An 18528-nucleotide genomic window follows, 5' to 3' on the forward strand; every position below is an offset into this window, starting at 1 on the left:
TCCACGGGCGCGGAGTTTCTATGAGGGCCGTTATGCCAAATCCTGCCAATATTTCGCGTCCGCGCGGTTCGGTCTGGACCGACCCGCAGGTGCGCGGCTGGCTATTCCAGATCATCGCAGTCATCGCCGTCGTGGCGATCGGCTGGTACCTGTTCCACAACACCCAGCACAACCTCGCCCAGCGCGGGATCATCTCGGGCTTCGGCTTCCTGGAGCAGAGCGCCGGCTTCGGCATCTCCCAGCACCTGATCGACTATCAGGAGAGCGACAGCTACGGGCGGGTGTTCGTCATCGGCCTGCTCAACACCCTGCTGGTGGCGGGCATCGGCATCGTGTTCGCCACCATCCTCGGCTTCATCCTCGGCGTGGCGCGACTGTCGCCCAACTGGATGATCAGCAAGCTGGCCACCATCTATATCGAGACCTTCCGTAACATCCCGCCGCTGCTGCAGATCTTCTTCTGGTACTTCGCCGTGTTCCTGCCGTTGCCCGGCCCGCGGCAGAGCGTCAGCCTCGGCGATACGTTCTTCCTCAGCAACCGCGGTCTGAACATGCCGTCGCCCGCGATGGCCGAGGGCTTCTGGCCGTTCCTTATCGCCGTAGTACTGGCGCTCGTCGCGATCTGGTTCCTGGCCCGCTGGGCGCGCCAGCGCTTCGAGGCCACCGGCCAGGGCTTCCCGACCCTGATCACCAGCCTGGTGCTGATAGTGGGGCTGCCGAGTCTGGCCGCGCTGGTGTTCGGCGATCCCTTCCACTGGACAGTGCCGGAGCTCAAGGGCTTCAACTTCCGTGGTGGCTGGGTGCTGATCCCCGAGCTGATGGCCCTGACCCTGGCGCTGACCGTGTACACCGCGGCCTTCATCGCCGAGATCGTGCGCTCCGGGATCAAGGCAGTGAGCCATGGTCAGACCGAGGCGGCCCGCTCCCTCGGCCTGCCGGCCGGCAAGACCCTGCGTCTGGTGATCATTCCCCAGGCCCTGCGGGTGATCATTCCGCCGCTGACCAGCCAGTACTTGAACATCGTGAAGAACTCGTCGCTGGCGGCCGGTATCGGCTATCCGGACATGGTCTCGCTGTTCGCCGGTACCACCCTGAACCAAACCGGGCAGGCCATCGAGGTCATCGCCATCACCATGAGCGTGTACCTGGCCATCAGCATCAGCATCTCGATCCTGATGAACTGGTACAACAAGCGCATCGCGCTGATCGAGCGGTAAGGAGAAGCGCATGGAAGTCCATCAATTCCGTCCGAGTCTGCCGCCGCCCCGCATGAGCGTGGGTGTGGTCGGCTGGCTGCGGTCCAACCTGTTCTCCAGCTGGTTCAACACCCTGTTGACCCTGCTGGCCATCTACCTGGTCTGGCTGATCGTGCCGCCGCTGCTGAAGTGGGCGGTGCTGCAGGCCGACTGGACCGGTACCACCCGCGCCGACTGCACCAGCGAGGGTGCCTGCTGGGTGTTCATCAAGGAGCGCTTCAGCCAGTTCATGTACGGCTTCTACCCGGAAGAGTTGCGCTGGCGCGTCGACCTGACCGTGTGGCTGGCGGTGATCGGCGCGGCGCCGTTGTTCATCCCGGCGATGCCACGCAAGGCCAGCTACGGGCTGCTGTTCCTGATCGTGTATCCGCTGCTGGCCTTCTGGCTGCTGCACGGTGGCTTCCTCGGTCTGACCGAGGTGGAAACCAGCCAGTGGGGCGGCCTGATGCTGACACTGGTGATCGCCGCCGTCGGCATCGCCGGCGCGCTGCCGCTGGGCATCCTGCTGGCCCTTGGCCGGCGCTCGAAGATGCCGGCGATCCGCGTGATCTGCGTGACCTTCATCGAGTTCTGGCGCGGCGTGCCGCTGATCACCGTGCTGTTCATGTCCTCGGTGATGCTGCCGCTGTTCCTGCCGGAGGGCCTGTCCTTCGACAAGCTGCTGCGAGCCCTGATCGGGGTGATCCTGTTCCAGTCCGCCTACATCGCCGAAGTGGTGCGGGGCGGTCTGCAGGCCATTCCCAAGGGCCAGTACGAGGCGGCCGCGGCCATGGGCCTGGGCTACTGGCGGATGATGGGTTTGGTGATCCTGCCGCAGGCGCTCAAGCTGGTGATCCCGGGCATCGTCAACACCTTCATCGCCCTGTTCAAGGACACCAGCCTGGTGATCATCATCGGCCTGTTCGACCTGCTCAACAGCATCAAGCAGGCGACCACCGATCCGGCCTGGCTGGGCATGGCTACCGAGGGCTACGTGTTCGCTGCCCTGGTGTTCTGGATTTTCTGTTTCGGCATGTCCCGCTATTCCATGCGCCTGGAGCGCAAGCTGGACACCGGCCATAAGCGTTAGGAGTCATAGACCATGACCGAAGTTAAGAAAGAAGCCGCTGCCGAGCCGATCATTCAGCTGCAGGGCGTGAACAAGTGGTACGGCCAGTTCCACGTGCTCAAGGACATCAACCTCAACGTGCAGCAGGGCGAGCGCATCGTGCTCTGCGGCCCGTCGGGTTCCGGCAAGTCCACCACCATCCGCTGCATCAATCGCCTGGAGGAGCACCAGCAGGGCCGCATCGTCGTCGATGGCACCGAGCTGACCAGCGACCTCAAGCACATCGAGGCGATCCGCAGCGAAGTGGGCATGGTGTTCCAGCACTTCAACCTGTTCCCGCACCTGACCGTGCTGCAGAACTGCACCCTGGCGCCGATGTGGGTACGCAAGATGCCCAAGCGCAAGGCCGAAGAGATCGCCATGCACTTCCTCGAGCGCGTGCGCATCCCCGAGCAGGCGCACAAGTACCCGGGCCAGCTCTCCGGCGGCCAGCAGCAGCGCGTGGCCATCGCCCGTGCCCTGTGCATGAAGCCGAAGATCATGCTGTTCGACGAGCCGACCTCGGCCCTCGACCCGGAAATGGTCAAGGAGGTGCTGGATACCATGGTTGGCCTGGCCCAGGACGGCATGACCATGCTCTGCGTGACCCACGAGATGGGCTTCGCCCGCACCGTGGCTGATCGGGTGATCTTCATGGACCGCGGCGAGATCGTCGAACAGAACGAACCCAATGCGTTCTTCGACAACCCGCAGAACGAGCGGACCAAATTGTTCCTCGGCCAGATCCTCCATTGATCTGCACTGCGGCAAAAAGAAGGAGCCCTCGGGCTCCTTTTTTCTTTGCCCGCTATTCGGCGAGCGGCTGGCGCAGGCGCTTGCGGAAGGCCCCCGGAGTCTCGCCACATAGCTGCTTGAACAGCTTGGCGAAGGTGGCGCGGTCGGCGTAGCCCACTTGTGCGGCGACCTGTTCCAGCGAGCGTGCCGGGTTGCGCAGGGCGCTCTGTGCGGCGCTGATGCGCAGGCGCTGCAGGTAGTCGTTGGGCGTCAGGCCGGTGGCCGCCTTGAAGCGGCGCAGCAGGGTGCGGGTGGAGCAGTTGGCGCGCTCGGCCAGCAGCGGCAGGTCGATGGCCTGGGCGTGGTGCTGCTGCAGCCAGCGCAGTAGTGGGGCGATCAGCGGGTCGTCCTGCCCGGCCATCGGCAGCAGCGGGGCGAAGCGGCTCTGGCCGCCGCGCTCACGCTCCACCACCAGGGCGCCGGCCACGCGCTGGGCCAGCCAGTCGCCACCATGCACGGCGATCAGGTGCAGGCACAGGTCGAGGCCGGCCTGGGCGCCGCCGGAGCAGAAGCGGTTGTCGTCCTCGGTGAACAGCTGGTCGATCTGCAGGCGTACTTTCGGGAAGCGCTGGCTGAAGTTGTCCGCCAGGGCCCAGTGGGTGGTGGCACGGCGACCGTCCAGCTGGCCTGCGGCGGCCAGCAGGCAGGCGCTGCTGCACAGGCTGGCGAGTTGCTGGTGCTGTGGTCGCGTGGCCAGCCAGGCAAGCAGGGCGGTGTTGTGCTCCAGGGTGCGCTCCAAGGCGCTGCCGGTGGCGGGGATCAGCAGCAGGTCGGCCTGATCGGCCAGGCTCAGGTCGCCATCCACCCGCAGCTGCGCATAGCCCAGCTGCACCGGCTGGCCGTCGGCGCTGACCCGTTGCAGCCCGAACAGTGGCTCGCCGGCCAGCTGGTTGGCCAGGCGGAAGGCGTCATCGGCCATGCTTAGGCTGGAGAGCACGGTTTGTGGGCAGGTGTAGAGGGCGATACGGATCATGTGGCGATTATTGACACAAAGTTGTCTTTATCGCCAATCGCCGACCGTCACCTGCACGACCATACTCTGCCCATCACAACCCGGAGCAGCGTTGCCATGGCTCACCCCAATGCCGAACTGATCGACCGTTTCTACCAGGCCTTCCAGCGCCAGGATGCCGAGACCATGGCCGCCTGCTACGCCGACAACGTGGAGTTCTCCGATCCGGTATTCCGCGACCTCGAGGGCACGGACGCCGGTGACATGTGGCGCATGCTCTGCGCCCGCGCCAAGCGGTTCTCCCTGACCTACGAAGTGCTGGAGGCGGATGACCTGCAGGGCCGCGCCCGCTGGGTGGCGACCTACCTGTTCAGCCAGACCGGGCGCATGGTGGAGAACCATATCGAGGCCAGCTTCCGCTTCGAGGACGGCAAGATAGTTGAGCACCGCGACCGCTTCGACCTGTGGCGCTGGTCCCGCCAGGCCCTGGGCGCCAAGGGCTTGCTGCTCGGCTGGCTGGCGCCGGTGCAAAACGCCATCCGCAAGCAGGCCATGGGCGGGCTGCGCGCCTGGCAGGCCGGGCGCTGACTGGCGTAAGCTCGGCGGCCCCGCATCACGCTGCCGAGCCATGACCGATACACCTCCTGCCAAGCCCTGGTTCGTCTACCTGGTGCGTGCCGAGAACGGCGCGCTGTACTGCGGCATCAGCGACGATCCGCAGCGGCGCTTCGCGCAGCATCGCAGCGGCAAGGGCGCACGCTTCTTCCACTCCAGCCCGGCGCAGGCGCTGGTGTATATCGAGAGCTGCACGGACAAGAGCGCCGCGCTGCGCCGCGAGCGGGCGATCAAGGCGCTGGCCAAGGCCGCCAAGGAGCGCCTGGTCGCCAGCTTCATCATGGAAGAAGCTGATAGCGCCCTATCAGTCTGAGTGGGTAGGCCGCTGCCTGCCGCGGAGTTAAGCTGGCCCATCACACTGACACGGAGCCCGTCATGCACGAGTTGATCCTGCACCACTACCCGACCTCGCCGTTCGCCGAGAAGGCGCGCCTGCTGCTGGGCTTCAAGCAGTTGTCCTGGCGCTCGGTGATGATCCCGCCGGTGATGCCCAAGCCCGATCTGACCGCGCTGACCGGCGGCTACCGCAAGACCCCGGTGCTGCAGATCGGTGCCGACATCTATTGCGACACCGCGCTGATCGCGCGCCGCCTGGAGGCCGAGAAGAGTGTTCCGGCGCTGTACCCGGAAGGCCAGGAGTTCGTCGTCGCCAGCTTTGCCCAGTGGGTCGACTCGGTAGTGTTCCAGCACGCGGTGAGCCTGGTGTTCCAGCCGGAATCGGTGGCACTGCGCTTCGCTAAGCTGCCGCCGGAGGCGGTCAAGGCCTTTATCGCCGACCGCGCTGGACTGTTCAGTGGCGGCACTGCGACGCGCATTCCGGCCGACGTGGCCAAGCACAACTGGCCAAGCATCATGGCCCGCGTCGAGCAGCAGCTGGCGCGTGAGCAGGGCGACTTCCTGTTCGGCGAGCCATCGGTGGCCGACTTCTCCCTGGCTCACTGCCTATGGTTCCTCAAGGGCACCCCGGTCACCGCGCCGCTGGTCGACGCCTACCCCAATGTCAGCGCCTGGCTCGGCCGCGTTCTGGGCTTCGGCCATGGCGCGGCCAGCGAGCTGAGTTCCGCCGAAGCCATCGAGATCGCTCGCGCGGCGACCCCGGCTGCCTTGCCGGATGAACAATTCGCCGAGCCCAACGGCTTCCAGGCCGGCCAACGGGTGAAGATCGCCGCGACCGACTATGGCGTCGATCCGGTGGAGGGTGAGCTTGTGTTCGCTGGTGCCGAGGAACTGATCCTGCGCCGCGAGGACGAGCGCGCGGGCGTCGTGCATGTGCACTTCCCGCGCCTGGGCTTCCGGATCGAAGCGTTGTAGCTGTTGCCCCCTCTCCCTGTGGGAGAGGGTTGGGGTGAGGGGCTGAGTTGCCAGTTGGGCCCTCACCCCCCGGCCCCTCTCCCGGGAGGAGAGGGGAGAATGCGCCCGGCATTGGCCGGGCTTTTTTTATGGGCCCCGATCAGTCCTTGCGGCGCTTCAGTTGATCCTTCAGCTGCGTCGGCACCTGGCGAATGATCAGCATGTCGCGCGCCTCGTCGTACTCGATCTTTGAGCCCAGCAGATGAGCCTCGAAGCTGATCGACAGGCCCTCGGCGCGGCCGGTGAAGCGGCGGAACTGGTTGAGGGTGCGCTTGTCCGCCGGGAATTCCGGGGCCATGCCGTAATCCTTGTTGCGGATGTGTTCGAAGAAGGCGCGCGGGCGGTCCTCGTCGATGAGGCCGGAGAGCTCGTCGAGGGTGATCGGCTCGCCGATCTTGGCCTGACTGGTGGCGTAGTCGACCAGTGCCTCGGTCTTGGCGCGGGCCTGCTCCTCGGCCATGTCCTCGCTCTCGACGAAGTCGCTGAAGGCCTTGAGCAGGGTGCGGGTCTCGCTCGGCGCATCCACGCCTTCCTGGCAGCCGATGAAGTCGCGGAAGTAGTCCGAGACCTTCTTGCCGTTCTTGCCCTTGATGAACGAGATGTACTGCTTGGAGTTGGCGTTGTTGCGCCACTCGGAGATGTTGATGCGCGCCGCCAGGTGCAGCTGGCTGAGGTCCAGATGCTTGGCCGGCGCCACGTCCAGCGCCTCGGTCACTGTCACGCCTTCGCTGTGATGCAGCAGGGCGATGGCCAGGTAGTCGGTCATGCCCTGCTGGTAGTGGGCCAGCAGTACGTGGCCGCCGGTGGACAGGTTGGATTCCTCCATCAGCTTCTGCAGCTGCTCCACGGCCTGGCGGCTGAAGGCGGTGAAGTCCTGCTCGCCATCCAGGTAGGCCTTCAGCCAGCCGCTGAACGGGTAGGCGCCGGATTCCTCGTGGAACAGGCCCCAGGCCTTGCCCTGCTTGGCGTTGTAGCTCTCGTTGAGATCGGCCAGCAGATTCTCCATGGCCTGCGACGCGGCGAGCTCGGAGTCGCGTGCGTGCAGCACGGCCGGCGAGCCGTCGGGCTTCTTGTCGATCAGGTGGACGATGCAGTGGCGGATCGGCATGGGTATCGGTCTTCGGTGGTTCGGAACAGGGCGAGGAGTCTACCCGACAACGGCCCGTGGCGGGTCTCTGCCCGGTCGGGTGATGGCTTAGTGCCGCTATCTTCGGTGATCCACCGCAATATTTCGGATAAAAGTCGCTACCCGCTTCGCTTCCCGGGAAATGTGCGTCTACTGTTTTTTCGTCCACACGACGCAGTAAAGGGACGGCCCGCGGCGGCGCCACAAGCGCCGCCGCATCCATTTGCTCCAAACACGGATTGGAGAAAGACCCATGCATTACAAAAAAAAGCTGCTGTTTGCTTCTCTTCTGGCCTCCGCGGCCGCCCCGGCGCTCGCCGCCGGACCTCAGGACCTCTCGCAAGTCTTCGAAAAACTCTGGAGCCCGACTCGCCTCGGCCCGCTGGAGTGCCGCAGCGGCCTGCTCAATAGCTCGCCGCTGTTGTTGCCGCGCTGCATGCAGGCGGAGAACACCAACCAGCATCTGCAGATGCTGTACGACGTGGCCCAGGCCAACGGTGGCAACCGTGCCGCCGGTCTGCCGGGTTACGACGGCTCGCTGAACTACGTGAAGGAAACCCTGGAGCGCGCCGGTTACCGGGTCACGCTGCAGTCCTTCCCGTTCAGCGCCTTCTACCCGCAAGGCCCGGGCACGCTGCAGGCCCTGGCGCCGAGCCCGGAGACCTTCGAGTGGGAGGTGGACTTCACCTACCTGTCGCAGACCGATGCCGGTGACATCACCAGCAGCGTGGTGCCGGTGGATATCGCCCTCGGCGCCGGCAACACCTCCAGCAGCGGCTGCGAGGAAGCCGATTTCACCGGCTTCCCGGCCGGCTCCATCGCCCTGCTGCAACGCGGCAGCTGCAACTTCCAGATCAAGGCCGAGAACGCCGCCAATGCCGGCGCGGTCGGCGTGGTGGTGTTCAACCAGGGCGACACCGAGGACCGCAAGGGCCTGATCAACGCCACCCTGGGCGACGCCTATGCCGGTGGCATTCCGGTGCTGTTCACCACCTACGACGTGGGTGTGGGCCTGGCACAGACGGCCGACCTGCAGGTACGCATGGTCACCGACGTGGTGCGCGAACGCACCCAGACCCAGAACCTGGTGGCCGAATCCAAGCATGGCAACCCGAACAACGTGGTGATGGCCGGTGCGCACCTGGACTCGGTATTCGAGGGCGCGGGCATCAACGACAACGGTTCGGGCAGCGCCGCGCTGCTGGAGCTGGCCGTGCAGCTGCGCAAGGTGCGGCCGACCAACAAGCTGCGCTTCGCCTGGTGGGGCGCCGAGGAGTCGGGGCTGGTGGGTTCGACCTACTACGTGACCCAGCTGCCGCCGGAGGAGAAGGCGAAGATCAAGGCCTACCTGAACTTCGACATGATCGCTTCGCCGAACTTCGGCTACTTCATCTATGACGGCGACGGTTCCGCCTTCGGCCTGGAAGGCCCACCCGGTTCCGCGGCCATCGAGAAGCTGTTCGAGGAGTACTACAAGCTGCGCGGCCTGCCGTTCGAGGGTGACGAGATCACCTTCCGCTCCGACTACGCGCAGTTCTTCACCGACGGCATCGCCTTCGGCGGCCTGTTCACCGGCGCCGAGGAGCTGAAGACCGAGGAGCAGGCCGCGCGTTATGGCGGCACTGCCGGCGTCGCCCTCGATCCGTGCTACCACGCGGCTTGCGACAACCTGGGCAACATCGACATGCGTGCGCTGGAGATCAACGGCGACGCCATGGCGTTCGTCACCAGCTGGCTGTCGCATTCCACAAAGGCGATCGATGACGAGATCGAGGCCGGCAAGGCAGCGGGCCCGAGCCTGAAGCGCGCCGCCCAGGCCTATGACATCACGCACTGGGGCAAGCACTGGATCAAGTGATCCGCGCCTGCTGACAAAAAGCCCCGCCACGGTTCGCCGTGGCGGGGCTTTTTCATGGCGCCGGCACAGACGCCTGGCGCCGCTGCACCGCGTGCAGGCGCTCGATCATGTAGCGCAGGTGCATGTGCAGCTCGTACAGCTCGCTGGAGTAGGACAGCGGCACCTCGACCCGTGCCAGCTCATCCTCCAGCTTCTCCAGGCGCTCGATCTCGGCGCCGATATCGCCATTGAGCTTGCCCTTGTACAGCTGCTGGTCGATCTCGCGCAGGTGCTTGTACCAGCGGTAGATGCGCGCGCGGATGCGCCACTGGTAGATCGGCCCGATGGCCTTGAACAGCGGGAACAGCAGCACCAGCAGCGGGATGGCCAGGATGATGTAGCGGTCGGCCAGCGAGGCGATGCGGAACGGCAGGTAGCGCTGCAGGATCGGCAGGCCCTTGTCGTAGTAATAGTCGGCCTCGCTCAGGGTCTGCAGCGACAGCGGCGGACGCGTCGGATAGCTGCCGGCGGGGTCGAGCAGGCTGCCGTTCTTCAGCACGGTCTTGGCCGCCTCCAGGATCAGCGGGGTCAGCGACGGATGGAAGCTCTCGCCGGCTACCAGGGTGGCCACCGGACCGAGGGTGACGATGTCGCGCTCGGGGGTGTTGCGCGCCATGTCCAGCATGCCTTCGCCCACTTCCAGACGACTCAGGTAGGGCAGACGCGCCAGGTAGGCCTCGGTGCGGCGCAGGCTGACCAGGCGCAGCTTGGGCTCGGCGGCCAGGCGCTGGATCAGCGGGTTCTCCGCCGGGCCGACGAAGAAGGCGGCGTCCAGCTCGCCCTTCACCAGCGCATCGGCGGCGCGACTGCCGCCCAATGGCTGCCACTGTTTGGGATAGGCGCCCGGCTCGATACGGTTGGCGGCGAACAGGGCGGCGGTCACCGCCTGGGTGCCACTGTCTTCCGAGCCGATGGCCAGGCGCAGCTTCATCAGGTCGGCCAGGCGCTCGAACTTCACCTTGCGTGTGGTGAACAGCCACAGCGGTTCGCGGTACATCACGCCGAGGCCGGCCAGCTTGCCGCGCGCCTCGTCGTCCAGGGTCAGCTCCTGGCCGCTCTGGATCAGGGCCAGCTCCACGGAGCCGTCACCCAGCTTGGCCAGGTTGTCGCGCGAGCCCTGGCTCTGTACCAGCTCCAGCTCGAAGCCCTGCTGCTCCAGCTCGGCCCGCAGGCGTTCGGCGAAGGCGTGGTAGCCGCCGCCCACGGCGCCAGTGGCCATGCGTGCATGCATGGGCGGCGGCGGGGCGACGAAGTAGAACAGCGCGCCCACCAGGCCGGCCAGCACCGGCACTATCCACAGGTTGGCGAGGATGAGGATTTTCAGGTCGCGGAGAATGCGGCGCATGGTCGGTCCTTGTGGCTATCCCTGGCAGAGGATAGCCGGCCCGGGCCACTCGCTCACCGTTCAGCCGCGCGAGGCGAGAACCGCTCCGCGTCGATCGTGCCAGTAACCCACCGCTGCCAGCAGCACCAGCAAGCCGAGGGCATACAGCGCCTCCACGCCCAGGGCCACCAGCACCAGGCAGCAGAGCAGGGTGCTGAAGCCTGCGATCCAGCGCCAGAGGCCGCGCAGCAGCACCCAGCCGGCGGCCATGCTGAGCAGGTAGACGACGATGAAGTTGCCGTTGGCGTAGCGGATCAGGTCGTCCACCGACAGCTGCATCACCGCGGCCAGGGTGGCGCACAGGCAGCAGATCAGTACCACCACCAGCAGGGCGCGGGCCGGTACGCCGTGGCGGTTGAGCGGAGCGAGCGAGGAGGGCAGCTTGCCTTCGTCGGCCAGGCTCCAGATCAGCCGCGCGAAGCCCTGCACATAGACGTTCATCGAGGCGAAGCAGGCCAGGTAGCCCACCGCCGCCACCAGCCAGCGCGCCTCGTCGCCGAGCAGCATGTGCATCAGCCGCGGCAGCGAGGCGGCGTCGCTGTGCACGTCGCCGTGCACGCCGAAACTCAGCACCGCCACTGAGAAGCCCCAGTACACCAGACCCGCCAGCAGCACGCCGAGCAGCAGGGCCAGGGGGAAGTCGCGCTGCGGATGCTTGAACTCCTCGCCCAGATGGGTGAAGGCCTCGATGCCGACGAAGCACCAGAACATCACGCCCAGGGCGGTGGGAATCAGCTGCCAGGAGTCGCCGATCTCCGGCAGCAGCGGCTGGCTGGCCAGCGGCAAATCGCCGACCCACCAGACCAGGCCGACCGTGCCGAGAATCGCCAGGGCGATCAGCCCCTGTACAACGCCGCTGGCCCGGGCCGGGCGCTGGCCGAGCAGGAGCATGGCGCCGAGAGTGACGAACTGGATCAACAGCGCCTCGCCTCTGCCGATCGGCAGCACCGCCTGCCAGAAACCGGTGGCGATGTTCAGCGCGGCGGGCAGGCCGACCGGCAGCACGGCGAGGAACAGGAAGGCGATCAGCCTTTCCATGCGCGGGCCGAAGGCGCGGCCGATCAGGTGCGGCGCGCCGCCGGCGTGGGGGAAGCGCTTGCCCAGCTGGGCGAAGGTGAAGGCCACCGGCAGCACCAGGGCGATCAGGATCAGCCAGGCCCAGAGCGAGGCGCTGCCGGCGGCGGTGGCGGCCAGTGCCGGCACCACGAAGATGCCGGTGCCCAGCAGCGAGGTACTGAGCAGCGCGATGCCCTGCAGCAGGCCCAGTTCCTTGTTCAGCCGGCTCATGATGTATGCTCGCTCCTTCCTTTCGATCCCGCCATGTTAAGCGCGCCGCCTCGGGCAGGTCGCCGCCGTTTACCGGCAAACTGGCGGAATCCACCGTCAAACTGCCTGCTGCCGAGAACCACCGTGGACAAGTTCGATCGCCAGATCATCGCCCTGCTGCGCCAGGATGCGCGTACCTCCGTCAGCCAGATCGCCCGCGAAATCAGCCTGTCCCGTTCGGCGGTCGGCGAGCGCATCCGCCAGCTGGAGCAGAGCGGGGTGATCCGCGGCTACCACGCCCGGGTGGCGGAGGCCGGCGCTGGCGGGGTGAAGGCCTTCCTCGAGCTGTTCTACAAGGACGGCCGCTGCCAGGACTATGTCGAGCGCATGCGCGCCTACCCGGAGATCCGCCAGTGCTGTGGCATCAGCGGCGAGACCGACATGCTGGTGCAGGTCGAGGCGGCGAGCATGGCGCGCCTGGCCGAGATTCGCGGGGTGATCGAGAGCTTCCCCGGCATGCAGCGGGTGAAGACGCACATGGTGGTCAACGAGTGGGCGATGTAGGGCGCGAGGCGGTGGCCTATTCGGCCGATGCCTGGGTCGCCTCTTCCTCGGTGAGCATGTACTTGCCCGCCTGCAGGTCCTGGAAGTAGCGGTCGTAGCGGCCGCTGTCGCGGAACACCTGCAGGCGCTGGTTGAAGCGCAGCAGCAGGTCCTCGCTGTCTTCCAGGCTTCTGGGCAGCATCAGGTAGCTGCGGTTGATCAGCAGTGGCCTGGGGTGGTGGGTGACCCGGGCGCGTTCGGCCGGGGTGAAGTGGCGGCTCAGCGCGGCGTAGCCGACGTTGATCTCCTGCGGGTAGAGCACCACCCGTTCCTTGAGCAGTTTCTCGAAGTTCTGCTGGTCGCTGGAGACCCGCTCCATGTGCACCTTGCCCTTGGCCAGGAAGGCATCGAAGTCGGGGCCGTAGCTGTATTCCAGGCCGCCGCCCAGGGTCATGCCGGCCAGGTCGTCGAAACTGTGCCAATCGAAGGGCTGCGACTTGAGGTGGAAGAACACGAAGCGCTCATCCAGCAGCGGCGCGCTGAACAGGAAGTCCGCCTCGCGCTCGCCCTTGTGCATCCACACGCCGGTGGCGTCGAACTTGCCGGCGGCGGCCGCCGAGTAGGCACGCGGCCAGGGCAGGAAGCGGAAGCTGACCTTGTAGCCTTCCTCGGCGAACAGGTCGCTGATGATGTGGGCGATCACGCCGCTGTGGCGCAATTCCTGGGACAGGTAGGGCGGCCAGTCGCCAACGCTGATCTGCAGCTCGCGCGGTTCCGCCTGGGTGGCCAGGCACCAAGACAGGCAGCAGATCGTCAGCAGGGTTTTCCAGCGCATGGGGACTCCCGGGCTCCCGGAGGCTGTCACCCCGACAGCATAGTCAGTTCGCGCCGGCGGCGATGCTACCGTTCAGCCAGGCGCGCCGCGCGGCGACCTCGTGGAAGGTCCAGGCGACGAAGCGGCTCTGCTTGTTGCCCTGGGCCATGTTCAGCTGGCGCACCTCCAGCGCGCCGGCCTTCTTCAGCGCGGCTTCCAGGCCGGGCAGGTTGCTGGCCTTGGACACCAGGCTGCTGAACCACAGCACCTGGCCGGCCACCGCCGCGCTCTCGCCCGCCATGCGCCGCAGGAAGGCGGCCTCGCCACCCTCGCACCACAGCTCGTTGCTCTGTCCGCCGAAGTTCAGCACCGGCAGCTTGCGCTTGGGGTCGAGCTTGCCGAGGTTCTTCCACTTGCGCGTGCTGCCGCTCACCGCCTCGGCGGCGGAGGCGTGGAAGGGCGGGTTGCACAGGGTCAGGGTGAAGCGTTCGTCGCTGGCCAGCAGGCCCTGGAAGATGTGCTGCGGCTCGCTCTGCTGGCGCAGCTCGATGGCGTCGGCCAGACCGTTGGCCTGTACGATCACGCGGGCGGCGGCCAGGGCCACCGGGTCGATGTCGGAGCCGAGGAAGCGCCAGCCGTAGTCGCTATGGCCGAGCAGCGGGTAGATGCAGTTGGCGCCGGTGCCGATGTCCAGTGCGCGAACCGCCTTGCCGCGCGGAATGGCGCCATCGTTGCTCTCGGCCAGCAGGTCGGCCAGGCCGTGCAGGTAGTCGGCGCGGCCGGGAATCGGCGGGCACAGGTAGCCCGGTGGAATGTCCCAGTGGGCGATGCCGTACAGCTGGCGCATCAGCGCGCGGTTGAACACCTTCACCGCCTCGGGATCGGCGAAGTCGATGCTCTGCTTGCCGTAGGGGTTGAGGATGACGAAGCGGCCCAGCTCCGGGCTGGCCTCGATCAGCTTGGGAAAGTCGTAGCGACCCTGGTGACGGTTGCGCGGGTGCAACTGGCCTTTGACGACGGCTTTGGGTTGGCGGGGCGGCTGAGCTTTCTGGCGCATGACGGGCGGTTCGGCGGGCGGGGCGCGCATTGTCCCACAGCCGCTACTTCCAGCCCATCTGCCAGCGCTGCGGGTCCTGCAGCCGGCGCCAGTCGAGGCGCTCGCTGCGGCCGGTGAGTACGGCCTGCAGGTCCACCGTCAGCAGCCTGCCGTCGTCATCGTGATGCAGCTCGGTCACCAGGAAGTGGCGCTCGCGGTTCTGCGGGGCGCGCGCCGTCCACTTCGACAGCAGCAGCTTGCGCGGGTTGATCCGCGTCGGTGTCACTGGCGATGTTCCAGCAGGCGCCGCGCCACCTCCTGGCCGCTGAGCCAGGCGCCTTCCACCCGGCCGGACAGGCACCAGTCGCCGCAGGCATACAGGCCCAGGTCGGCGTCGGCCAGGGCGCCCCACTCGTGGGCGCTGGCCGGGCGCGCGTAGAGCCAGCGATGGGCCAGGGAGACGGTCGGGGCGGGCAGGGCGCAGCCGATCAGCTCGGCGAAGGCACCGTGCAGTTGCTCGATCACCGCCTCCTTGGGCAGGTCCAAGTGCTGCTTGCTCCAGGTGCTGGTGGCGTGCAGCACCCAGGTGTCGACGCTGCCGTCGCGGCCCGGCTTGCTGCGGCTGCGGGCCAGCCAGTCCAGCGCGCTGCCCTGGACGAAGCAGGCTTCGACGCGAGTTTCCAGCGACGTGGCGAAGCCCAGGGCCACGGCCCAGGTCGGCTCCATGATCACGCTGGCAGCGGCACCGGCCAGTTTGGGTGCGGCAGCCAGCAGGTTGGTGGCCTGTGGCGCCGGGGTGGCGATGATCACGCTGCTGTAGGGGCCGTGGCTGTTGCCCTCGGCGTCCTGCAGGCTCCAGTGCTGTTCGCCGCGGAACACCTCGGTGATGCGGCAGGCGAAGTGCACCGGCAGGGCGCCGAGCAGCGCGCGGCTGATGGCACTCATGCGCGGTGTGCCGACCCAGCGCACCTGCTCGTCGGGCGAGGGCAGCAGGCCGTTCTCGTTGTAGTGGTAGAGCTGCGGGTCCCACTCGGCGACCCAGCCACGGGCCTGCCACTGCTGGACCACTTCGACGAAGCGGCGGTCGCGGGCGGTGAAGTACTGGGCGCCAAGGTCCAGCGAGCCGACGTCGCTGCGCTTGCTGGCCATGCGTCCGCCGCTGCCGCGGCTCTTGTCGAACAGCTCGACCTCCAGCCCTGCCGCATGCAGGGCCTGGGCGGCGGAGAGGCCCGCCAGGCCGGTACCGATAATTGCGATGGGTGCGTTCATTGTGAGCCTCGTTTCCTAGCCGGTCGCTTCTCGGAGCGATGTTACTGCCGGCTACATGTTGGACACGGGTGAACAAACATTGGTTGTACCCGTCTCACACCATCCGCTGCGTGAGCCTGCTGAAACTGGGACGGCGGCCTCGGTGAAAAAAGGCACGTTGCGCCGTCATGATTCAGACTAGGGCGTGACAGGTGGTTAACGCCATGCGAGGAGGATGCCATGCACATATTGCTGACCGGCGGTACAGGTCTGATCGGACGTGCCCTGTGTCGCCAGTGGTTGCAGCAGGGACACCAGCTGACCGTGTGGAGCCGCACGCCGGACCGGGTTCCCGCCCTGTGCGGCGCTGCCGTACGAGGCATCGGCCGGCTGCAGGATTACGGTGACGGCCCACTGGATGCGGTGATCAACCTGGCCGGCGCGCCCATCGCCGACCGGCCCTGGACGCACAGGCGCAAGGCGCTGCTGTGGGCCAGCCGCGTCACGCTGACCGAACAGTTGCTGGCCTGGCTGGAGAGCCGCGAGCACAAGCCACGGCTGCTGATCTCCGGCTCCGCCGTGGGCTGGTATGGCGACGGCGGCGAGCGCGAGCTGCACGAGGACAGCCCGCCGGTGGTCGAGGACTTCGCCGCGCAGCTGTGCGGCGCCTGGGAGGAGACGGCGCAGCGCGCCGAGGAGCAGGGCATCCGCGTGGTGCTGCTGCGCACCGGGCTGGTCCTGGCCGGCGACGGTGGCTTCCTCAAGCGCATGCTGCCGCCGTTCCGTCTGGGCCTGGGCGGGCCGATCGGCAATGGCCGGCAGTGGATGCCGTGGATCCATCTGCAGGATGAAATCGGCCTGATCGATTTTCTCTTGCAGCGGGAAGATGCCCGCGGTCCCTATAATGCCTGCGCGCCGCAGCCGGCCAGGAACAAGGCCTTCGCCCGCGCCCTCGGCCGTGCGCTGGGCCGCCCGGCGATACTGCCGTTGCCCGGGCCGCTGCTCCGGCTCGGCCTGGGCGAGATGTCCGGGCTGCTGCTCGGCGGGCAGAAGGCGCTGCCCCAGCGCGCCCTGGCCGCCGGCTACGAATTCCGTTTCACCGATCTCGACTCGGCCCTGGCCGACCTGTTCAAGGACACCGCATGACCGATCATGCCCTGCTGTTGATCAACCTGGGTTCGCCGGCCTCCACCTCGGTGGCTGACGTGCGTCGCTACCTCAACCAGTTCCTCATGGACCCCTACGTGGTCGACCTGCCCTGGCCGCTGCGCCGGCTGCTGGTGTCGCTGATCCTGATCAAGCGGCCGGAGCAATCGGCGCATGCCTACTCATCGATCTGGTGGGAAGGCGGCTCGCCGCTGATCGTGCTCAGTCGCCGCCTGCAGCAGGCCATGCAGCCGCACTGGCCGCACGGCCCGGTGGAGCTGGCCATGCGCTACGGCGAGCCGTGCATCGAGACGGTGCTCAACCGCCTGGTGGCCCAGGGTGTGCGCAAGGTGACCCTGGCGCCGCTCTACCCGCAGTTTGCCGACAGCACCACCACCACGGCGCTGGAGGAAGTGCGCCGGGTGGTGCGCGAGCAGAACCTGACGCTGCAGTTCGCCGAGCTGCCGCCGTTCTACGCCGAGCCGGAATACCTGGACGCCCTGGTGGCCAGCGCCAGGCCGCATCTGGAGCAGGACTTCGACCATCTGCTGCTGAGCTTCCACGGCCTGCCCGAGCGCCATCTGCACAAGCTCGACCCGAGCGGCCACTGCCTGAAGGGCGCCGACTGCTGCCGTACCGCTTCGCCCCAGGTGCTCGCCCACTGCTATCGCGCCCAGTGCCTGCGCAGCGCCGAGCTGTTCGCCGAGCGCGCCGGGCTGCCGGCGGGCAAGTGGTCGGTGTCGTTCCAGTCGCGCCTGGGCCGCGCCAAGTGGATCGAGCCCTATACCGAGACGCGTCTGGACGAACTGGCCAAGGCCGGCGTGAAGAAGCTGCTGGTGATGTGCCCGGCCTTCGTCGCCGATTGCATCGAGACCCTGGAGGAGATCGGCGATCGCGGCCGCGAGCAGTTCCAGGAGGCCGGTGGCGAACAGCTGGTGCTGGTGCCCTGCCTGAACGATCACCCGCAATGGGTGGAGGCCTTGAAGGTGCTGTGCGAGAGGGCGCCGCAAGGGCTGTGAACGAGACGGGGCTGCGGCCCCGTTTTTCGTGTGAGGTCGCTGCTTTGGCAGTCGGATTGGGCAACGAACCGCAGGCGGGACGCGCCATGGCGGCGCGTCCCGGTCCGCTTGCCGTACTAGCGATTTTCGTGAGTCTGGTGCACCGCCTCGATGATGACCTTGGCCACTTCAGCCGGGCGCGACTGCTGCGGCACGTGGCTGGCCTTCAGCTCGGTGGTGCGGGCACCGATCTTCTTGGCGAAGGCGCGTTGCAGATCCGGCTGGATCATGCGGTCCTCGTTGGCGACGACGAACCAGCTCGGCTTGGTCTTCCAGGCCGCCACGCTGGTCCTGTCCTCGAAGGCCGCGGCGCGGATCGGGCCCTGGGTCGCGAGCATGACGCTGGTCTGCTCGGCCGGCAGGTCCTGGGCGAAGTCGTCGGCCATGCCCTTGGGCGTCAGGTAGAGGAAGCCGTTCTTGTCCGGCACGATCTCGCTCACACCGGACGGCGCGGGGTAATCTTTGCCCAGTTCCTTGGTGGCCTGGCCCGCATCGGGGGCGAAGGCGGCCACATACACCAGGCTGCGCACCTTCTGATCGGCACCGGCCTGGCTGATCACCGTGCCGCCCCAGGAGTGACCGACCAGCACCACGTCACCTTCCTGGTTGTTCAGTACGCGCTGGGTGGCAGCCACGTCGTCGGTCAGGGAGGTCAACGGGTTCTGCACCACGGTGACCTTGATGCCTTCGGACTGCAGCAGCGGCACTACCTTTGCCCAGTCGGAGCCGTCGGCGAAGGCGCCGTGGACGATCACGACCGAGGGTTCCTGGGTGGCCGCCTGGCTGCCCATGGTGAACAGCGATGCACTCATGGCGAGGGCGAGGGCGAGAGTCTTGGGTTTGAACATGGTGGAGTCTCCTGTGGGGGTTGATGTGCAGTGTCGAGGAGCCTCCGGCATCCGGGTATCGGTCGTTTATCCGAGGCCTGCTTGCTGGGCAGGAGTGGAGAAGCGGC

General features: G+C 67.0%; 19 protein-coding genes. 10 read left to right on the forward strand and 9 right to left on the reverse strand.

The window, feature by feature from the left end:
* Positions 1 to 32 precede the first annotated feature (32 nt).
* From OH686_RS17370 to OH686_RS17380, 3 genes are read left to right on the forward strand one after another with little or no spacing between them, the layout of a single operon-like run.
* Positions 33 to 1217 (forward strand): amino acid ABC transporter permease, encoded by a 1185-nt coding sequence (locus OH686_RS17370; RefSeq protein ID WP_289534151.1) that lies wholly within the window; start codon positions 33 to 35, stop codon positions 1215 to 1217.
* Positions 1218 to 1227: 10 nt separating this feature from the next.
* Complete coding sequence (locus OH686_RS17375; protein ID WP_289534152.1) at positions 1228 to 2325, forward strand: amino acid ABC transporter permease; 1098 nt, start codon at positions 1228 to 1230, stop codon at positions 2323 to 2325.
* 12 nt (positions 2326 to 2337) lie between these two features.
* Complete coding sequence (locus OH686_RS17380) at positions 2338 to 3099, forward strand: amino acid ABC transporter ATP-binding protein (RefSeq protein WP_137971161.1); 762 nt, start codon at positions 2338 to 2340, stop codon at positions 3097 to 3099.
* Positions 3100 to 3151: 52 nt separating this feature from the next.
* Here OH686_RS17380 and OH686_RS17385 read toward each other — a convergent pair whose 3' ends face one another.
* Positions 3152 to 4111, reverse strand: a complete 960-nt coding sequence (locus tag OH686_RS17385; protein WP_289534153.1) for a GlxA family transcriptional regulator — start codon at positions 4109 to 4111, stop codon at positions 3152 to 3154.
* Between the two features lie 96 nt (positions 4112 to 4207).
* Here OH686_RS17385 and OH686_RS17390 point away from each other — a divergent pair, with 96 nt between their 5' ends.
* The 3 genes from OH686_RS17390 (at position 4208) to OH686_RS17400 (ending at position 6016) form a co-directional block, all read left to right on the forward strand.
* Positions 4208 to 4678 (forward strand): nuclear transport factor 2 family protein, encoded by a 471-nt coding sequence (locus OH686_RS17390; protein ID WP_289534154.1) that lies wholly within the window; start codon positions 4208 to 4210, stop codon positions 4676 to 4678.
* A 40-nt stretch (positions 4679 to 4718) separates the two neighbouring features.
* Positions 4719 to 5018: a GIY-YIG nuclease family protein gene (locus tag OH686_RS17395; protein ID WP_289534155.1), complete on the forward strand. Its 300-nt coding sequence runs from the start codon at positions 4719 to 4721 to the stop codon at positions 5016 to 5018.
* A gap of 62 nt (positions 5019 to 5080) precedes the next feature.
* Entirely contained in the window at positions 5081 to 6016 is a 936-nt protein-coding gene (locus OH686_RS17400; protein ID WP_289534156.1) for a glutathione S-transferase family protein, read from the forward strand.
* 139 nt (positions 6017 to 6155) lie between these two features.
* Here OH686_RS17400 and yejK read toward each other — a convergent pair whose 3' ends face one another.
* Complete coding sequence (yejK, locus tag OH686_RS17405) at positions 6156 to 7163, reverse strand: nucleoid-associated protein YejK (protein WP_289534157.1); 1008 nt, start codon at positions 7161 to 7163, stop codon at positions 6156 to 6158.
* A 271-nt stretch (positions 7164 to 7434) separates the two neighbouring features.
* Here yejK and OH686_RS17410 point away from each other — a divergent pair, with 271 nt between their 5' ends.
* Positions 7435 to 9039: a M28 family metallopeptidase gene (locus OH686_RS17410; protein WP_289534158.1), complete on the forward strand. Its 1605-nt coding sequence runs from the start codon at positions 7435 to 7437 to the stop codon at positions 9037 to 9039.
* A 52-nt stretch (positions 9040 to 9091) separates the two neighbouring features.
* Here OH686_RS17410 and OH686_RS17415 read toward each other — a convergent pair whose 3' ends face one another.
* Positions 9092 to 10423, reverse strand: coding sequence for a TAXI family TRAP transporter solute-binding subunit (locus OH686_RS17415; RefSeq protein WP_289534159.1), 1332 nt, complete (start codon positions 10421 to 10423; stop codon positions 9092 to 9094).
* Between the two features lie 60 nt (positions 10424 to 10483).
* Entirely contained in the window at positions 10484 to 11749 is a 1266-nt protein-coding gene (yjeH, locus tag OH686_RS17420) for an L-methionine/branched-chain amino acid transporter (protein ID WP_289534160.1), read from the reverse strand.
* A 123-nt stretch (positions 11750 to 11872) separates the two neighbouring features.
* Between yjeH and OH686_RS17425 the strand changes: the two genes are divergently transcribed.
* Positions 11873 to 12292 carry an Lrp/AsnC family transcriptional regulator gene (locus OH686_RS17425; RefSeq protein ID WP_137971171.1) on the forward strand — a complete coding sequence of 140 codons (420 nt, stop codon included), beginning with the start codon at positions 11873 to 11875 and terminating at the stop codon, positions 12290 to 12292.
* 16 nt (positions 12293 to 12308) lie between these two features.
* On the opposite strand, the gene OH686_RS17430 is transcribed toward OH686_RS17425, so the two are convergent.
* From OH686_RS17430 to OH686_RS17445, 4 genes are read right to left on the reverse strand one after another with little or no spacing between them, the layout of a single operon-like run.
* On the reverse strand, positions 12309 to 13106 hold the full coding sequence (locus tag OH686_RS17430; protein ID WP_289534161.1) for a substrate-binding periplasmic protein: 798 nt from the start codon (positions 13104 to 13106) through the stop codon (positions 12309 to 12311).
* A gap of 43 nt (positions 13107 to 13149) precedes the next feature.
* The gene (rlmF, locus tag OH686_RS17435) at positions 13150 to 14142 is read right to left on the reverse strand and encodes a 23S rRNA (adenine(1618)-N(6))-methyltransferase RlmF (protein WP_289534162.1); all 993 of its coding nucleotides are present in this window, start codon (positions 14140 to 14142) and stop codon (positions 13150 to 13152) included.
* A 43-nt stretch (positions 14143 to 14185) separates the two neighbouring features.
* The gene (locus tag OH686_RS17440; RefSeq protein ID WP_289534163.1) at positions 14186 to 14407 is read right to left on the reverse strand and encodes a TIGR02450 family Trp-rich protein; all 222 of its coding nucleotides are present in this window, start codon (positions 14405 to 14407) and stop codon (positions 14186 to 14188) included.
* Positions 14404 to 15390: an NAD(P)/FAD-dependent oxidoreductase gene (locus tag OH686_RS17445; protein ID WP_289534164.1), complete on the reverse strand. Its 987-nt coding sequence runs from the start codon at positions 15388 to 15390 to the stop codon at positions 14404 to 14406. Before OH686_RS17445 ends, OH686_RS17440 begins: the two co-directional genes overlap by 4 nt.
* 219 nt (positions 15391 to 15609) lie before the next feature.
* Here OH686_RS17445 and OH686_RS17450 point away from each other — a divergent pair, with 219 nt between their 5' ends.
* Together OH686_RS17450 and hemH are read left to right on the forward strand one after the other, a co-directional pair.
* Positions 15610 to 16515 (forward strand): TIGR01777 family oxidoreductase, encoded by a 906-nt coding sequence (locus OH686_RS17450; RefSeq protein ID WP_289534165.1) that lies wholly within the window; start codon positions 15610 to 15612, stop codon positions 16513 to 16515.
* Positions 16512 to 17534, forward strand: a complete 1023-nt coding sequence (gene hemH / locus OH686_RS17455; protein WP_289534166.1) for a ferrochelatase — start codon at positions 16512 to 16514, stop codon at positions 17532 to 17534. The genes OH686_RS17450 and hemH overlap by 4 nt, the downstream gene beginning before the upstream one ends.
* 116 nt (positions 17535 to 17650) lie before the next feature.
* On the opposite strand, the gene OH686_RS17460 is transcribed toward hemH, so the two are convergent.
* Positions 17651 to 18421, reverse strand: a complete 771-nt coding sequence (locus OH686_RS17460; protein ID WP_289534167.1) for an alpha/beta hydrolase — start codon at positions 18419 to 18421, stop codon at positions 17651 to 17653.
* Positions 18422 to 18528: the final 107 nt, after the last annotated feature.

This window comes from Pseudomonas sp. SO81, assembly GCF_030374125.1.
Lineage (GTDB): Bacteria > Pseudomonadota > Gammaproteobacteria > Pseudomonadales > Pseudomonadaceae > Aquipseudomonas.

Excerpts from the sequence above, each read along its gene's own strand:
- OH686_RS17370 (WP_289534151.1), top strand. The coding sequence starts at position 33 with ATGCCAAATCCTGCCAATATTTCGCGTCCGCGCGGTTCGGTCTGGACC.
- OH686_RS17375 (WP_289534152.1), top strand. The coding sequence starts at position 1,228 with ATGGAAGTCCATCAATTCCGTCCGAGTCTGCCGCCGCCCCGCATGAGC.
- OH686_RS17380 (WP_137971161.1), top strand. The coding sequence starts at position 2,338 with ATGACCGAAGTTAAGAAAGAAGCCGCTGCCGAGCCGATCATTCAGCTG.
- OH686_RS17385 (WP_289534153.1), bottom strand. The coding sequence starts at position 4,111 with ATGATCCGTATCGCCCTCTACACCTGCCCACAAACCGTGCTCTCCAGC.
- OH686_RS17390 (WP_289534154.1), top strand. The coding sequence starts at position 4,208 with ATGGCTCACCCCAATGCCGAACTGATCGACCGTTTCTACCAGGCCTTC.
- OH686_RS17395 (WP_289534155.1), top strand. The coding sequence starts at position 4,719 with ATGACCGATACACCTCCTGCCAAGCCCTGGTTCGTCTACCTGGTGCGT.
- OH686_RS17400 (WP_289534156.1), top strand. The coding sequence starts at position 5,081 with ATGCACGAGTTGATCCTGCACCACTACCCGACCTCGCCGTTCGCCGAG.
- yejK (WP_289534157.1), bottom strand. The coding sequence starts at position 7,163 with ATGCCGATCCGCCACTGCATCGTCCACCTGATCGACAAGAAGCCCGAC.
- OH686_RS17410 (WP_289534158.1), top strand. The coding sequence starts at position 7,435 with ATGCATTACAAAAAAAAGCTGCTGTTTGCTTCTCTTCTGGCCTCCGCG.
- OH686_RS17415 (WP_289534159.1), bottom strand. The coding sequence starts at position 10,423 with ATGCGCCGCATTCTCCGCGACCTGAAAATCCTCATCCTCGCCAACCTG.
- yjeH (WP_289534160.1), bottom strand. The coding sequence starts at position 11,749 with ATGAGCCGGCTGAACAAGGAACTGGGCCTGCTGCAGGGCATCGCGCTG.
- OH686_RS17430 (WP_289534161.1), bottom strand. The coding sequence starts at position 13,106 with ATGCGCTGGAAAACCCTGCTGACGATCTGCTGCCTGTCTTGGTGCCTG.
- rlmF (WP_289534162.1), bottom strand. The coding sequence starts at position 14,142 with ATGCGCCAGAAAGCTCAGCCGCCCCGCCAACCCAAAGCCGTCGTCAAA.
- OH686_RS17445 (WP_289534164.1), bottom strand. The coding sequence starts at position 15,390 with ATGAACGCACCCATCGCAATTATCGGTACCGGCCTGGCGGGCCTCTCC.
- OH686_RS17450 (WP_289534165.1), top strand. The coding sequence starts at position 15,610 with ATGCACATATTGCTGACCGGCGGTACAGGTCTGATCGGACGTGCCCTG.
- hemH (WP_289534166.1), top strand. The coding sequence starts at position 16,512 with ATGACCGATCATGCCCTGCTGTTGATCAACCTGGGTTCGCCGGCCTCC.
- OH686_RS17460 (WP_289534167.1), bottom strand. The coding sequence starts at position 18,421 with ATGTTCAAACCCAAGACTCTCGCCCTCGCCCTCGCCATGAGTGCATCG.